Origin of the sequence: Geothrix limicola (assembly GCF_030268085.1) — a bacterium.
GTDB lineage: Bacteria > Acidobacteriota > Holophagae > Holophagales > Holophagaceae > Geothrix > Geothrix limicola.
Genome location: NZ_BSDE01000001.1, coordinates 1,145,088 through 1,158,858 on the forward strand (window position 1 = coordinate 1,145,088; position 13,771 = coordinate 1,158,858).

Below are 13,771 nucleotides of genomic sequence, written 5' to 3' on the forward strand. Positions count from 1 at the left end.
ATCCTCCAGTTCAGCATGGGAAGGCGTGTTCTCACAAGAGAAAGGGCCCGGAAACCCGGGCCCCTCGTCAGATGGAGAACTCTCAGAGCTGGCTGGTGCAGTGCTTGCAGCGGGTCGCCTTGAGGGGCACCTGCTCCAGGCAGGCTGGGCATTCTTTCGTGGTGGGCTCGGCCGGAGGCGCCTCCTTCTTGATGAAGCGGCCCAGGAACTTGATCAGCACGAGGAAAATGACCAGCGCAATGATCAGGAAGTTCAGGGTGGCCCCGAGCACGGCGCCAATCCGGAACTTGCCGAGCACCCACTCCTCCCACTTGATGTTGGCGGGCAGGACGTAGGTCACCATCGGCATGACGACGCCATCGACGAAGGCGGTGACGATCTTGCCGAAGGCGCCGCCGACGACCACGGCCACCGCCAGGTCGACCACGTTGCCCTTCATGATGAAGGCCTTGAACTCGTCTTTCAGGGACATGGCTTCCTCCGGATCAGACGTGGTGGCCGGACTTGGTCCGGACACCACGTGGGGGTGCATGAGGGGGACGCAGAGGAGGCGAAGCGTCCGGGCGGTCCCCCTCGTTCATGTCAGGCGGGCGGGGACCCGCGAAGGCCCCCGCCCGCGGGATGTTACTTGTTCGGAGTGGATTCGACGGTCTCCGTCGTGATCTTGCGGACTTCGGCCTTGCCTTCCTTCACCTTCACGTCGATCTCGACGCGGCGGTTCTTGGCCTGGCCTTCCTTGGTCTTGTTATCGGCGAGGGGCTTGTCGGGACCGACACCCACGGTGGTGACCTTGGCGGCGGGAATGCCGGCGTCCACCAGCACCTTGGCGACCGCATCGGCGCGCTTCTTGGAGAGCGCCTTGTTCACGGCCTTGCTGCCAGTGGAAGACGTGTGGCCGCTGACTTCCAGGGTGTACTCGCCGGGGTAGGCCTTCAGGCTGTCTGCCACCTTCTGGATGGCTGCGGTGGCATCGGCGCCCAGATCGGCCTTGCCGTTGGCGAAGTGCAGCACGGCCTCGTCCAGCACGATCTTGGCGGGCGGCGGCGGCACGGGCTTGGCGACTTCCTTCACCGGCTCGGGAGCCGGCGGCGGCGGGGGAGGCGGCGGCGCCACGGGCGCGGGGGCCGGCTCAGGCGCAGGCGCGGGTGCGGGTGCCGGCTCGGGGGCCGGCGCAGGCGCAGGAGCGGCCTTCTTGCCGCCGCCCCAGGTGTAGCCCAGGCCGAGGGTCGCCAGGTATTCGGTGCGGGCCTGGGGCAGTTCCACGCGAACCGCCTTGACGCCGAAATCCATCAGGAAGCTTTCGGCGGGCTTGCCCATGATGCCGAGACCGGCGTGGTAGTTGAGGCGGGTCGTGCTTTCGGACTTGCCCGAATAGGGAGAGCCCACGTTGGTGCCGCCCAGACCAGCAGCGGCGTAGGGGTACCAGTTCTCTGCGCCGGGGCGGAAGTTGAAGAGGGCCGACGCCAGCAGGTGGGTTTCGTTCCCCGAGGCGATGTTGAAGGGATTCTTGTCCAGCTCGAGGTCGCTGCGCAGGGCGCGCAGGTCGAGGCCCCAGCGGTCGGTGTACCAGTGGCCGACGCCAAGACCGTAGTGCATCTGATCCTTCAGGTTGGTCTTGGACTCGAAGATGGTCTGGCCCACCTGGGCGGTGACCCAGGCCGTCCCCTGCTGGGCGGACAGCGTCAGAGCCGTTCCTGCGAGCAGGAACATCAGGGTTCTTTTCTTCATGAAGACCTCCGTGTCGAGGTGGAACCTCTGCTCCACGCTATCCAGAAGGGGCCGACATGATCAATTGGAAACACGGATTTTAAAAATCACTGACCCGTATAATTCCGTTGAACCACCTTGCAATTACCGGTGTTTTTTCGACCGTCGAGACAGTCAATTCAGACAGGGGCCCGGGGATTTCAACCACCCTGAATCCGGGACGTATCCAGTCAGAGCCCCCTCCCGTCAAGCCTCGGGCGCCACCACCGTGATCAGCGCCGCCCCGGTCTCTACGGTGGCGCCCTCCTGGACATGCACGATCCCGACGGTTCCGGTGGTGTTGGTCTTGAGCTCGTTCTGCATCCTCTCGGTATCGCCTGGGGCGATACGCGAGACCTCTCTTTCAGACCTCGGGCGCCACCACCGTGATCAGCGCCGCTCCCGTCTCCACGGTGGCGCCCTCCTGGACGTGCACGGTCGCCACGGTTCCAGTCGTGTTGGTCTTGAGCTCATTCTGCATCTTCATCGCCTCCATGACGAGGAGGGTCTGGCCTTCCTGCACGGCATCGCCGGCCTTCACGAGCAGCTTCACGATCTTGCCGGGCATGGGCGAGGCGAGGATACCGCCCCCCGCTCCAGCGCCACCGGATGCTGAAAGCAGGGCGCGGCGTGGATCCACCAGGGCGAACTCGTAGGCGCCGTCATAGAGCATGGCCCGGTAGGCGTGGGTTTCGGGATCTGGCGACTTGGCGGCGTCCAGGCGGACCTCCACCGAGCGGCCATCCAGCAGGATGGAATAGCAGCCGGGTTCGAGTTCGAGGATGTCGACGGGCTGGCTCTGTCCCTCCCAGATCAGCGTGGTCACGCCGTCCTGATGGAGCAGTTCCACATCATGGGATTCCTTGCCGAGCAGAAGGGTGCGTTTCATCTATGAATTCCTCGGCTAAAGACGGTTGAACCGGCCCCAATGCTTCCAGGCATCGGGCTTTCCATCGACGGCGGCGGCGGGCTGGGTGGCGCGGCGTTGCTCGTTTTCCAGTTCGTGCAGCAGGGCCGCGGCCACGGCGAACTTCAGATCGGGCCCCTGCTCCTTCCGCTTCCAGAAGGGCTTGTCCAGCATGCCCGTGTGGAGAGCCCCTTCCCGGAAGGGTCCGTGTTCCATCAGGGCCTCGTGGAAGGCGATGTTGTGCCGGATGCCGCCGATGCGGTACTCGCCCAGGGCCGCGCGCATGCGTTCGATGGCCTCCAGGCGCGTGGGCCCCCAGGTGCTCAGCTTGCTGATCATCGGATCGTAGAACATGGGCACGTCGGCGCCTTCGTAGACGCCGCTGTCGTCTCGGACATTGCGCCCGCTGGGCGTGCGGAGGAAGGTGATCTTCCCGGGGCTCGGCATGAAGTTCTTGTCCGGATCCTCGGCGTAGACGCGGCATTCCATGGCCCAGCCGTTGAGGGGGATCTCCTCCTGGGTCATGGGCAGTTTCTCGCCACGGGCGACGAGGATCTGCCACTTCACGAGGTCGAGCCCCGTGATCCATTCGGTGACGGGATGCTCCACCTGAAGGCGTGTGTTCATCTCCAGGAAGTAGAAGTTGCGGTCCGCATCCGCCAGGAATTCCACGGTGCCGGCGCCGACGTAGTTCACCGCCCGGGCCACCTTCAGCGCCGCCTCGCCCATGGCCTTGCGCATCTCCGGCGTCACATGGGGGCTCGGAGCCTCCTCGATGACCTTCTGGTGGCGCCGCTGCACGGAGCATTCCCGCTCATGCAGGTAGACGTGGTTGCCATGCGTATCCGAAAAGATCTGGATCTCGATGTGACGCGGCTGGACGATGGCCTTTTCCACGTACACGCTGTCGTCGCCGAAAGATGACAGTGCCTCGCCGCGCGCCCGCGCGAGCGAGGAGGTGAACTCCTCGGGCTTGTGCACCAGGCGCATGCCCTTGCCGCCTCCGCCCATGGCGGCCTTGAGCATCACCGGGAAACCGATCTTGAGGGAGGCTTCCAGCAGCGCCTCGTCGGCCATGGTCTCCTGGATGCCCGGCACCACGGGGCAGCCCGCGGCGATGGCGACCTCGCGGGCGGCGGTCTTCGACCCCATGCTCACGATGCACTCGGGGCGCGGCCCGATGAAGGTGATGCCCGCAGCCTGGAAGGCGCGCGCGGCCTCGGCGTTCTCCGAGAGGAATCCATAGCCCGGATGCACCGCGTCGGCGCCGCTGCGCTTGCAGACGTCGAGGATCTTCTCCAGCACCAGGTAGCTTTCCCGGGCCGCGGCGGGGCCGATGCAGTAGGCCTCGTCGGCCATGCGCACGTGCAGGGCGCCGCGATCGGCTTCGGAATAGACAGCCACGGTGGGAATGCCCATCTCGCGGCAGGTGCGGATCACGCGGATCGCAATTTCCCCGCGGTTTGCAATCAGGATCTTGGTCACGGGCATGGGCTCATCCTCGCTTGCTGGTCGTGCATCGCTGGCCTGCGCGGGGACCTGACCCCGATCGCTTCGCTCCTGCTCCCTCGCCCTGCTCGATCGCAGAGGGGTCATCGTCCCCGCAATTCGCCATCAGGATCTTGGTCACGGACATGGGGCTTCCTTCGCAGGGCTGGAATCTCGGAATCGGGCATGATGGAGGACGATGCGTTCCTTCAGCCTAGCAAACCCACTGCTTGCCATCATCCTTGGCCTCCTCACAATCGGTTGCGGACGGAAGGGCGATCCCATTCCTCGCCCCCGCGCGGCGGCCCAACCCGTGGAGGCGCGCCTGGAAGGCCTCCGCTCGATCCGCCTGGTCCTGCCCCGCCTGGATACGAAGGATGAGGCCCTGGTGGGCGTGGAGATCGTGCGGGTGCTCTACCTTCCCCTGGGCCTCGTCAAGCCCACGCCGGAAGAGGTCTTCAGCCACGGTGAGGTCGTGCTGGAGCGCCGGCGCCCGGACCTGCCCGGCCCCGGTGGAACGCTCCTGCTGGATCTGAAATCGCTCCAGCGCCCCCAGGGCTGGATCGTGATCGTGGCCGTGCGCCTGGGCAACGTGCCGGGGCGCCCCAGCGAGGTGCTCCCCTGGATGGCCCCGGCGCTGTAGCCCACCGGATCTAGATCGACCTGGCCTCCAAACGCTGGGCCCACCACTGCACCACGGCCCGAGCCAACTGATCCTTCGCCAAGGGCCCGAGGGGCGCCTGAGGTCCTTCGGCCGTGACCGGGGTCAGCGTATTGGCCTGGGCCCCGAAGGCCTTGCCGTCCTGCACATCGTTGACCAGCACCGCGTCCAGCTGCTTCTTCTGCAATTTGGCGCTGGCGTGCTCCAGGTGCTTCTCGCTTTCGGCGGCGAAGCCGATCACCCACTGACCGGGGCGACGCGCCGAGGAAAGCCGAGCCAGGATGTCCGGCGTCCGCACGAGGTTCAGGGTTTCGATACCCTCGCCCTTCTTCACCTTTTCGGGCGACGAGGTCTCGGGGCGCTGATCGGCGACGGCCGCCGCGGCCACCAGTCCATCGGCCTCGGCCCAACGGGCCTCGCAGGCTTCCAGCATCTGCTGGGCGCTGCGGACGCGGGTCGTGTCCACGCCCCAGGGCGCCGCCAGATCCCCGCCCAGCACCAGGTGGACCCTGGCTCCCACGTCGCGGAAGGCCCGGGCCAGCTCGATACCCATGGCCCCCGTGCTCCGGTTGGTGAGGGTGCGGACCGGGTCCAGGTCCTCCCGGGTGGGGCCCGAGGTGATGAGCACCCGCCGCCCGTTGAGGCTGGGCTGTTTCGGCGTGCCGTGAACCTGGATGGCCTCGGCGATGATGTTGATGTCAGCCAGCTTGCCCGCGCCTTCCTCTCCGCAGGCCAGGATGCCTTGGCCGGGGTCGACCACCGCATGGCCGAAGGACCGGAGCCGGTCAAGGTTGGCCTGCACGGCCGGGTGCTCCCACATGCCCGTGTTCATGGCCGGTGCCCACAACACGGGCGCCCGGGTAGCCAGCAGCACCGTGCTGAGCAGGTCCGAGGCCAGGCCGTTGGCCGCCTTGCCGATGATGTTGGCCGTGGCGGGCACCACCGTCACCAGGTCCGCCCAGCGGGCCAGCTCGATGTGCTCGATGCCGGGGTTGGCGCGCCATTCCCCCTGATCCGGATTGGCGCCATAGCAGGGCTCGCCCGTGAGGCTGGTCAGGGTGAGCGGCGTGATGAACCGCGCCCCGGCCTCCGTCAGGATGCACCGCACCTGGTGGCCTTGATTCGCCAGCATCCGGGCCAATTCAGCGGATTTGTAGGCGGCGATACCGCCGGTGATGCCGAGGATGATACGCATCAGATGGCTCCCGGCAGTCCGTGCAGTTTGCGGATGATTCCGATCTGGCCCAGGTGGTAGCACTCATGCATGTAGAGGAAGGCCAGCACCTGCTCCAGGGGCTGCTCTGCCCCCAGGGCCGGGTTCATCGTGGGGCGATCCCATTCCTCGAACTGGAGGAAGGTCTCCTTGAGGGCCTGGTCCGAGACCCGGAAGCATTCCCGGAGGGCTTCCCAGTCCAGGTGGGCGGATTCTCCCGCCCCTCCACGCGCATAGTGCTGCTCCCACACGGGATGGTCTTCAAGCACGCCGCCACCCATCATGCGTCTGAGGCGATACCGGACCGTCACCAGATGACCCAGGATCCAGGCCGCCGAGGACACCCCGTCGGCCGCTCGCTGAGTGGCCATGTCCGGCGTCAGCCCCGCGCTGTTAAGGTCCAGCATCCGCACATTGTTGCCGAAGGCGGTGCGCCAGAGCTTGCCCCGTTCCATGCTCCCTCCACGAGGATCCAATCCTACCCCCAACCCTCGCCGGGAGCATTGCCGGAAGCGCTTTCAGATGCTATGCTTCCAGGTTCGGAGTGCCCCATGACCCAGCGCACCATTGTTCGAGTCCCGGAAGAAATCGCCAACAAGTACCGCTTCGTCGTCGTCGCCGGCAAGCGCTGCGAGCAGCTTCAGCGCGGCGCCTTCCCCAAGGTCGAGGTGGTCGTGCCCGTGAACAAGCACGGTCAGGCCCAGGACGCCCCCAAGCTCGCCTCCTTCTGGGGCCAGGTGGCGGTGGCCGAGGTCGAGGAAAACCGCATCGCCTTCGAAGAAGCCGAAATCCTCACCATCGAAGACACCACGGTGGTTCCCATCTCCGGCGAGTAATCTCCGCTGTCTTCCCGAAAAGCCCCCGCATCCGGGGGCTTTTTGCTGTGCCGACGAAATTTCCACGCTCAATGAAATAGGGTCTTGCGCGAAGGCGGATCGGATCACATTATTCAACACTTGTTGAATTGGATCTCCATGACCACCCCACCCATCAAATCCCGCGGTCCCAAACCCACCAAGGTCGACCCCGATCAGATCCTGGACGCGGCCCAGGCCGTGTTCGCCGAGGAGGGTCTGCGCGCCGCCAGTCTCCGGGCCATCGCCCGCCAGGCGGGCTGCGATCCGGCCCTGATCTACTACCACTTCGACAGCAAGGAGACCCTCTTCAAGGCCCTGCTGGACCGCCGCTTCCCCGCCGTCCTCCACGATGTGGAGCGCCTGGCGGATCCGGCAGACGTCCGTCCCACGGCCCTGCGCCTGTGGGAGGTCCTGCTCATCTACCACCGTCACCTGAAGGACGATCCGGGCATCCGCGCCATGATCCGCGGCGAGATCGTACGAGGCGCCGAAGGGCTCACCCACCTCATCGAAAAACGGGTCCGGCCCATCGTCGTCCACGTGAGCCGGATCATCGAACAGGGCATGGCCCGCGGGGACCTGCGTCCGGACCTCCCCCCCCTGCTGACCACCTTCTTCCTCGTGAAGATGCAGCTGGAAATCCTCGATGTGCTACCTGCCGTCCTGCCGCACTTCACGAACCTGCCACCCCAGGAGGTCCTGCTCACCGGCATGCGCAGCTGGTTCGACCTCTATTGGCGCGGCGTGGCCCTGCACCCCGCCTCCCCGCTGCCGCCCCTGCCCGATCCCACCGCCTGATGAGGATGCCGATGCGCCCCCACCCCGCTTCCCAGCCTTCTCACCGAGTTTCCGCCTGCATCCGGGCCTGGCCCCTTCCCCTCCTGGCTGGCGCCCTGCTGCTGGCCACCGCCTGCCGGACCCAGCCCGGGAACCGGCTCCGGCTCTCCGGCAACATCGAAGTGATCCAGGTCGAGGTGAGCTTCCGCGTGCCCGGCAAGGTGCTTGAGCGCCCCGTGGACGAAGGCCAGTCGGTCAAGGCCGGACAGCTACTGGCACGCCTCGACGCCAAGGATCTCGAGCAGCAGGCGGCCATGCGCGCAGCCGACTCGGCCACGGCCAAGGCCGCCCTCGATGCGATGCTCGCCGGATCGCGGCAGGAGGAGATCGAAGCGTCCAAGGCCGCCCTGGAGCAGGCCAGCGCGGATCTCCGTCGTCTCGAACCCGACGAAGCGCGCCTCCGCGACCTCTACCAGAAGGGCATTCTCTCGGTGCGCGACTACGAGGCCAGCCGCGCCGCCCTGGAATCCGCCCGCGGCAAGGTGCGGCAGGCGGACCAGCAGTACACCCTCGTAAAAAAAGGCCCCAGGAAAGAAGACATCGACCAGGCCCGCGCCCGCTTCGAGCAGGCCCAGCAGGCCCTGGCTCTGGCCCAGACCCAACTGGGTTTCGCCACCCTGACCGCCCCCAGCGATGGCGTGATCCTCTCCAAGAACATCGAACCCATGGAGTATGTCGCGCCGGGCACCGCCGTCGTGACGTTGGCGGATCTCGGCCAAGTCTGGCTGCGCGCCTTCATCGAAGAACCGGATCTGGGCCGCGTGAAGCTGGGGCAGAAGGCCTTCATCAGCACCGATACCTTCCCGGGCAAGCGCTACGAAGGGCGCGTGGCCTTCGTGGCCTCCGAAGCGGAGTTCACCCCCAAGACCGTGCAGACCCGCAAGGAGCGCACGAAGCTCGTCTACCGCATCCGGATCGACATCCCCAATCCTTCCCAGGAACTCAAGCCCGGCATGCCGGCGGTTGCGGAAATCGCCCTGGACGGCCGCTGATGGAGACCGTCCGGACCCGGGCGCTCACGCGCCGATTCGGGGATCTCGTCGCCCTCGACCAGCTGAACCTGGCCGTGGAGGAGGGCGAGATCTTCGGACTCGTCGGGCCGGACGGCGCGGGCAAGACCACGACCATGCGCCTGCTGACGGGGATCCTCGAACCCAGTTCCGGCGAGGCCTGGGTGGATGGGCTCCACGCCGTTCGCGAGGCCGAGGCCATCAAGGACCGCATCGGCTACATGTCCCAGCGCTTCGGCCTGTATCCCGATCTCACGGTGATCGAGAACATCGACTTCTACGCCGACCTCTATGAGGTTCCGAAGGCGGGTCGGAACGAACGCATCGAACGGCTCCTGGCCTTCAGCAACCTCACCCCCTTCAAGCGCCGGCTGGCGGGCAACCTCTCCGGGGGCATGAAGCAGAAGCTCGGCCTCGCCTGCGCCCTCGTCCACACGCCCCGGGTGCTCTTCCTGGACGAACCTACCAATGGCGTCGATCCCGTGTCCCGCCGCGACTTCTGGCGCATCCTCTACCAGCTTCAGCAGGAGCGCGTGACCATCTTCGTCTCCACCGCCTACCTGGACGAGGCCGAGCGCTGCAACCGCATCGGCCTGCTCCACCGGGGGCGGCTCATGGCCTGCGACACGGTGGATGGCGTGAAGGGACTGCTCCAGGGCGCGCTCCTCGAAGTGCGCTGCGATTCACCCCGGCGGGCGGCCATCCTCCTGCGTGCCACAGATCTGGGCGGCGTGGCCCTCTTCGGGGATCGCATCCACGTCCTCGTCCCGGATATCGACCAGGGCCGGCTTTCCATCGAGGCGGTGCTGCGGGCCGAGGGCATCCCCTGTCACGGTCTGCAGGTGATCGAACCCAGCCTGGAAGATGTCTTCACCTCGGCCATTCCCGCGGTGACACATGTCTGATTTCGCCGTCACCCTGCGGGATCTGGAGCGGCGCTTCGGGGCCTTCGTGGCCGTCAACCGCATCAACCTGGATGTGCGCCGCGGTGAGATCTTCGGATTCCTGGGCCCCAACGGCGCCGGCAAATCCACGACCATCCGGATGCTGTGCGGGCTCCTCGAACCCTCGGGCGGCCATGGCACGGTGGCGGGGCACGACATCCGCACCCAGCGCGAAGCGATCAAGCGCTGCATCGGCTACATGAGCCAGAAGTTCAGCCTCTACGACGACCTCACGGTGGAAGAGAACATCGACTTCTACAGTGGCATCTACCGGATTCCCAAAGCCAAGAAGGCCGCGCGCAAGGCCTGGGTGCTGGACATGGCCCACCTGCAGGCGCATCGCCACACCCGCACGGGTCAACTGCCGGGCGGCTGGAAGCAGCGCCTCTCCCTGGGCTGCGCCCTGCTCCACGAACCCCAGGTGCTCTTCCTCGACGAGCCCACCTCGGGCGTGGATCCCCTGAGCCGCCGCGCCTTCTGGGATCTCATCTACGAAATGGCCGGTCAGGGCGTCACGGTCTTCGTCACCACCCACTACATGGAGGAGGCCGAGTACTGTGATCGCCTCGCGCTCATCTACCGGGGCGAACTGGTGGCCCTGGGCACCCCGGGCGAGATGAAGGAACGCCTCATGACGGACCAGGTGCTCTGCGTCACCTGCGACCGCTCCCACGAAGCCATGGGCCTGGCCGCGGCCGTGGAGGGGGTTCGGGACGCAGCCCTGTTCGGTCGCGACATCCACCTGATGACCGAGGACGCCGTAGCCCTCGCGCCCCGCCTGCGCCGGACGCTCACGGAAGCCGGATTCGAGGTGGGCACCGTCGAGCGCATCACCCCCTCCCTTGAGGACGTGTTCGTCTCGCTCATCGAGGCCCGGGACCGCGCCGACGGCGCGCAAAAGGAGTTCTCCGCATGAGAACGCCCTGGGCCCTCAATCCCCGCCGTCTCGCCGCCGTGGCGCGCAAGGAGTTCATCCACGTCCTGCGGGATCCCCGGGCCCTCGGCATCGCCATCGTGCTGCCCATCATCCTGTTGATGATCTTCGGCTACGCCCTGACCCTCGATCTGGACCGGGTGCCCCTGGCCGTGTGGGATCAGAGCCGCACCCCGCAGAGCCGCGAACTGGTGAGCCGCTTCGAAGGGTCGCGGTACTTCAACGTCATGGCGATGTCGGGCAACTACGAGGAGGTTTCGGCCTCCATCAACGCGCGGCAGACCCTGATGGCATTGGTGATCCCCGTCGATTTCGGAAGGCGCGTGGGCTCCGGGCGGACCGCCCAGGTGCAGGTGGTGGCCGATGGCAGCGATGCCAACACCACGACCCTGGCGCTCTCCTATGCCGAATCCATCGTGCGGACCCACTCCATGGAGATCCTCGGGGAGAAGGCCCGGCGTCTCACGGGCCATCCCCTCACCCTACCCCTGGAACTGAGGCTGCGGGCCTGGTTCAACACGGACCTGGAATCCCGGATCTTCATCGTGCCCGGCCTCATCGCCGTGATCATGATGCTCATCACGGCGCTGCTGACCTCGCTCACCGTGGCCCGCGAATGGGAGACGGGCACCATGGAGCAGCTCATCTCCACGCCCCTCCGCAGCAGCGAGCTGATCCTGGGCAAGCTCGCGCCCTACTTCGTCATCGGCATGGTGGACATGCTGCTGTCCGTACTGGCCGGGCGCTTCCTGTTCGACGTGCCCATCCGGGGCAGCCTCCTGCTCCTGTTCACCGTCTCGGCCATCTACCTCGTGGGCGCCCTGTCTCTGGGCATCTTCATCAGCGCCAAGGCCAAGACGCAGCTCCTGGCCAGCCAGGCCGCCTTCGTCGCCACGTTCCTGCCGGCCTTCCTGCTTTCAGGCTTCATGTTCGACATCGGGAACATGCCCAGGGTGCTGCAGGTCGTGACCTACCTCATCCCGGCACGCTACTTCGTGACCTTCCTGCGGGGCCTCTACCTCAAGGGGACCGGCCTCACCCAGCTCTGGCCCGAATGCCTGCTGTTGGTGGCCTTCGGCGCCCTCATGCTGCTGCTCGCCATCCAGAGCTTCAAGAAACGACTGGCCTGAGAGGTACCCATGCTTGAACGCCTCTACCGGATGCTCGTCAAGGAATTCATCCAGGTGCTCCGGAACCCGAGGATGCGGGCCGTCCTCTTCGGCATGCCCCTGGTGCAGGTGCTCGTCATCGGCTACGCGGTGAGCACGGATGTGCGTCATGTGGCCCTGGCCGTCTACGATCTGGATCGCACCCCCGCCACCCGCGACCTGCTGGCCCGATTCGAAGGCTCGGGTTGCTTCGACATCGTGAAGCGCATCGGTTCCGAAGCGGAGATCCAGGACGTGCTGGATTCGGGAGAGGCCAAGGCGGTGCTGCGGCTCAACCGGGGCTTCGCGGAAGACCTGTCCGGCGGCCGCGGCGCCCGCGCCCAGCTCCTGCTGGACGGTTCGGATTCGAACACGGCCAGCGTGGTCATGAGCTACGCCTCCCGACTCTCCGCCGACTACAACCGCGCCATCATGGAACAGCGCTTCTCGCGCACGGCGGGCCTGCGCCTGGAAGCCGAACCCATCGCCCTCGTTTCGCGGGCCTGGTTCAACACCAACCTGGATAGCCGGAATTTCTTCGTGCCAGGCGTGCTGGCCATGCTGGTGGCCATCCTCACGGTGATCCTCTCCAGCATGTCCATCGTCCGCGAACGCGAGATCGGCACCATGGAACAGATCATGGTCACGCCCATCGGGCGGCTGGAATTCATCCTGGGCAAGACCACTCCCTTCGCCGTCATCGGCCTCGTGGACGTGGCCCTCATCGCCCTGCTCGCGGTGTTCTGGTTCCAGATCCCTTTGGCCGGCAATCCCCTGTTCCTGTTCCTGGGCACGGGGCTGTACCTCATGAGCACCCTGGGCGCGGGGCTCTTCATCTCCACCGTGAGCTCCACCCAACAGCAGGCCATGATGACGGCCTTCTTCTTCCTGCTGCCGGTCTTCATGCTGTCGGGCTTCGTCTACCCCATCGCCAACATGCCCGAGGCGGTGCAGTGGCTCACCCTCCTGAACCCCCTGCGCCACTACCTCGTGATCATTCGTGGCGTCTTCCTGAAGGGCCTGGGCCCCTCCGTGCTCTGGCCCCAGATGCTGGCCCTGGCCGGGCTAGGAAGCGGCATGCTGATCCTCGCCGCCGGACGCTTCCGCAAGACCATGGTCTGAGGCCGCCTGAGTCAGGTTCAAGGAAAGCGGTAGCTCGTGAGACTGAGGCTCCCCAGCTGCCACCTCTCGAAGAGCGGGCTCGGCGGGCCGCCGGTGGCGCCCAGGGCCACGAACAGCGGATCCAGATGCTCGGAGGTCGGCACGGATTCCGCCGCGCCGGGGGCCTGCCGCCAGTCCGCGAGGGCGGCCTCGTCCCGCTGCGCCAGACGTTCGCGGATCCAGCCCTCGAAAGCGGCCGCCCAGGGCTGGGGGCCCGAGCCTTCCGCCCAGTCCAGGCGCCGCAGGTTGTGCACGATGCCGCCGCTGCCGAGGATCAGCACACCGCGTTCGCGAAGGGGCGCCAGGGCCCGGCCCGCCGCCAGCAGCTGCTCCGGCGAACGGGGCACGGGCAACGACAACTGCACCACGGGGATCCGGGCCTCCGGCGCCAGGTAGCGCAGGGGCACCCAGGCCCCGTGATCGAGGGGGCGCCGCGGATCCAGCACCGCCTCCCATCCGGCATCCGTCAAAAGGGTGACCACCTCGGCGGCCAGCTCGGGAGATCCCGGGGCCGGATAGTCCAAGGCGTAGAGGCTTTCGGGAAAACCACCGAAATCGTGCATCACGCCCGGGCGCTCCGCCGAGGAGACCCGGAACGGCCCCGGCGCCTCCCAGTGCGCCGAGCACACCAGGATGGCGCGAACAGGTGGAAGGCTCCGGCCCAGAGCCGAAATCGCCTCGCCCCAGGCCCCGCCGTCCAGCGCCAGCATGGGCGATCCGTGCGCGAGGAAAAGGGACGGGAGGGCGGCTCGACCGGTCATGGCCCCATCATCGGTTCGGCAATTACATGTTTCAACTCTTTTTTCGACTTTTGTCGGCCCAGAACCTTCCTGCCGACATAGATCTTGCTAGGGGTTAAGCTTAG

The 13,771-nt window shown here is 66.5% G+C and carries 16 protein-coding genes; 8 read left to right on the top strand and 8 right to left on the bottom strand.

What is annotated here, in order from left to right:
• Positions 1 to 82: 82 nt before the first annotated feature.
• The 5 genes from mscL to QSJ34_RS04955 form a co-directional block, all read right to left on the bottom strand.
• Complete coding sequence (mscL, locus tag QSJ34_RS04935; RefSeq protein WP_285571121.1) at positions 83 to 472, bottom strand: large conductance mechanosensitive channel protein MscL; 390 nt, start codon at positions 470 to 472, stop codon at positions 83 to 85.
• Positions 473 to 624: 152 nt separating this feature from the next.
• Positions 625 to 1,728 (bottom strand): OmpA family protein, encoded by a 1,104-nt coding sequence (locus QSJ34_RS04940; RefSeq protein ID WP_285571123.1) that lies wholly within the window; start codon positions 1,726 to 1,728, stop codon positions 625 to 627.
• 225 nt (positions 1,729 to 1,953) lie between these two features.
• Positions 1,954 to 2,070, bottom strand: a complete 117-nt coding sequence (locus QSJ34_RS04945) for a biotin/lipoyl-containing protein (RefSeq protein WP_285571127.1) — start codon at positions 2,068 to 2,070, stop codon at positions 1,954 to 1,956.
• 40 nt (positions 2,071 to 2,110) lie between these two features.
• The gene (locus QSJ34_RS04950) at positions 2,111 to 2,635 is read right to left on the bottom strand and encodes an acyl-CoA carboxylase biotin carboxyl carrier protein subunit (RefSeq protein WP_285571130.1); all 525 of its coding nucleotides are present in this window, start codon (positions 2,633 to 2,635) and stop codon (positions 2,111 to 2,113) included.
• A 15-nt stretch (positions 2,636 to 2,650) separates the two neighbouring features.
• Positions 2,651 to 4,144: an acetyl-CoA carboxylase biotin carboxylase subunit gene (locus QSJ34_RS04955; RefSeq protein ID WP_285571133.1), complete on the bottom strand. Its 1,494-nt coding sequence runs from the start codon at positions 4,142 to 4,144 to the stop codon at positions 2,651 to 2,653.
• A gap of 196 nt (positions 4,145 to 4,340) precedes the next feature.
• Here QSJ34_RS04955 and QSJ34_RS04960 point away from each other — a divergent pair, with 196 nt between their 5' ends.
• Positions 4,341 to 4,784 carry a hypothetical protein gene (locus tag QSJ34_RS04960; RefSeq protein WP_285571136.1) on the top strand — a complete coding sequence of 148 codons (444 nt, stop codon included), beginning with the start codon at positions 4,341 to 4,343 and terminating at the stop codon, positions 4,782 to 4,784.
• Between the two features lie 10 nt (positions 4,785 to 4,794).
• Here QSJ34_RS04960 and coaBC read toward each other — a convergent pair whose 3' ends face one another.
• Together coaBC and QSJ34_RS04970 are read right to left on the bottom strand one after the other, a co-directional pair.
• A complete protein-coding gene (gene coaBC / locus QSJ34_RS04965) occupies positions 4,795 to 5,997 on the bottom strand; it encodes a bifunctional phosphopantothenoylcysteine decarboxylase/phosphopantothenate--cysteine ligase CoaBC (RefSeq protein WP_285571139.1) in 1,203 nt (400 codons plus the stop codon).
• A complete protein-coding gene (locus QSJ34_RS04970) occupies positions 5,997 to 6,470 on the bottom strand; it encodes a DinB family protein (RefSeq protein ID WP_285571142.1) in 474 nt (157 codons plus the stop codon). The genes coaBC and QSJ34_RS04970 overlap by 1 nt, the downstream gene beginning before the upstream one ends.
• 96 nt (positions 6,471 to 6,566) lie before the next feature.
• Between QSJ34_RS04970 and QSJ34_RS04975 the strand changes: the two genes are divergently transcribed.
• The 7 genes from QSJ34_RS04975 to QSJ34_RS05005 all read left to right on the top strand — a co-directional run bounded on the left by QSJ34_RS04975 (position 6,567) and on the right by QSJ34_RS05005 (position 12,867).
• Positions 6,567 to 6,851, top strand: coding sequence for a DNA-directed RNA polymerase subunit omega (locus QSJ34_RS04975; protein ID WP_285571145.1), 285 nt, complete (start codon positions 6,567 to 6,569; stop codon positions 6,849 to 6,851).
• Between the two features lie 138 nt (positions 6,852 to 6,989).
• Positions 6,990 to 7,670, top strand: a complete 681-nt coding sequence (locus QSJ34_RS04980; protein ID WP_285571147.1) for a TetR/AcrR family transcriptional regulator — start codon at positions 6,990 to 6,992, stop codon at positions 7,668 to 7,670.
• 11 nt (positions 7,671 to 7,681) lie between these two features.
• Positions 7,682 to 8,701: an HlyD family secretion protein gene (locus tag QSJ34_RS04985; protein WP_285571149.1), complete on the top strand. Its 1,020-nt coding sequence runs from the start codon at positions 7,682 to 7,684 to the stop codon at positions 8,699 to 8,701.
• Positions 8,701 to 9,624, top strand: a complete 924-nt coding sequence (locus tag QSJ34_RS04990) for an ABC transporter ATP-binding protein (protein WP_285571152.1) — start codon at positions 8,701 to 8,703, stop codon at positions 9,622 to 9,624. The genes QSJ34_RS04985 and QSJ34_RS04990 overlap by 1 nt, the downstream gene beginning before the upstream one ends.
• Positions 9,617 to 10,579, top strand: coding sequence for an ABC transporter ATP-binding protein (locus QSJ34_RS04995; RefSeq protein ID WP_285571155.1), 963 nt, complete (start codon positions 9,617 to 9,619; stop codon positions 10,577 to 10,579). The genes QSJ34_RS04990 and QSJ34_RS04995 overlap by 8 nt, the downstream gene beginning before the upstream one ends.
• Complete coding sequence (locus QSJ34_RS05000; protein ID WP_285571158.1) at positions 10,576 to 11,727, top strand: ABC transporter permease; 1,152 nt, start codon at positions 10,576 to 10,578, stop codon at positions 11,725 to 11,727. Before QSJ34_RS04995 ends, QSJ34_RS05000 begins: the two co-directional genes overlap by 4 nt.
• Before the next feature lie 9 nt (positions 11,728 to 11,736).
• Entirely contained in the window at positions 11,737 to 12,867 is a 1,131-nt protein-coding gene (locus tag QSJ34_RS05005) for an ABC transporter permease (protein WP_285571161.1), read from the top strand.
• 17 nt (positions 12,868 to 12,884) lie between these two features.
• On the opposite strand, the gene QSJ34_RS05010 is transcribed toward QSJ34_RS05005, so the two are convergent.
• Complete coding sequence (locus tag QSJ34_RS05010) at positions 12,885 to 13,667, bottom strand: DODA-type extradiol aromatic ring-opening family dioxygenase (protein ID WP_285571164.1); 783 nt, start codon at positions 13,665 to 13,667, stop codon at positions 12,885 to 12,887.
• Positions 13,668 to 13,771 lie beyond the last annotated feature (104 nt).

Bases quoted from the DNA above. Each gene is read 5' to 3' on its own strand.
- mscL (WP_285571121.1), bottom strand. From the start codon at position 472: ATGTCCCTGAAAGACGAGTTCAAGGCCTTCATCATGAAGGGCAACGTG.
- QSJ34_RS04940 (WP_285571123.1), bottom strand. From the start codon at position 1,728: ATGAAGAAAAGAACCCTGATGTTCCTGCTCGCAGGAACGGCTCTGACG.
- QSJ34_RS04945 (WP_285571127.1), bottom strand. From the start codon at position 2,070: ATGCAGAACGAGCTCAAGACCAACACCACCGGAACCGTCGGGATCGTG.
- QSJ34_RS04950 (WP_285571130.1), bottom strand. From the start codon at position 2,635: ATGAAACGCACCCTTCTGCTCGGCAAGGAATCCCATGATGTGGAACTG.
- QSJ34_RS04955 (WP_285571133.1), bottom strand. From the start codon at position 4,144: ATGCCCGTGACCAAGATCCTGATTGCAAACCGCGGGGAAATTGCGATC.
- QSJ34_RS04960 (WP_285571136.1), top strand. From the start codon at position 4,341: ATGCGTTCCTTCAGCCTAGCAAACCCACTGCTTGCCATCATCCTTGGC.
- coaBC (WP_285571139.1), bottom strand. From the start codon at position 5,997: ATGCGTATCATCCTCGGCATCACCGGCGGTATCGCCGCCTACAAATCC.
- QSJ34_RS04970 (WP_285571142.1), bottom strand. From the start codon at position 6,470: ATGGAACGGGGCAAGCTCTGGCGCACCGCCTTCGGCAACAATGTGCGG.
- QSJ34_RS04975 (WP_285571145.1), top strand. From the start codon at position 6,567: ATGACCCAGCGCACCATTGTTCGAGTCCCGGAAGAAATCGCCAACAAG.
- QSJ34_RS04980 (WP_285571147.1), top strand. From the start codon at position 6,990: ATGACCACCCCACCCATCAAATCCCGCGGTCCCAAACCCACCAAGGTC.
- QSJ34_RS04985 (WP_285571149.1), top strand. From the start codon at position 7,682: ATGCGCCCCCACCCCGCTTCCCAGCCTTCTCACCGAGTTTCCGCCTGC.
- QSJ34_RS04990 (WP_285571152.1), top strand. From the start codon at position 8,701: ATGGAGACCGTCCGGACCCGGGCGCTCACGCGCCGATTCGGGGATCTC.
- QSJ34_RS04995 (WP_285571155.1), top strand. From the start codon at position 9,617: ATGTCTGATTTCGCCGTCACCCTGCGGGATCTGGAGCGGCGCTTCGGG.
- QSJ34_RS05000 (WP_285571158.1), top strand. From the start codon at position 10,576: ATGAGAACGCCCTGGGCCCTCAATCCCCGCCGTCTCGCCGCCGTGGCG.
- QSJ34_RS05005 (WP_285571161.1), top strand. From the start codon at position 11,737: ATGCTTGAACGCCTCTACCGGATGCTCGTCAAGGAATTCATCCAGGTG.
- QSJ34_RS05010 (WP_285571164.1), bottom strand. From the start codon at position 13,667: ATGACCGGTCGAGCCGCCCTCCCGTCCCTTTTCCTCGCGCACGGATCG.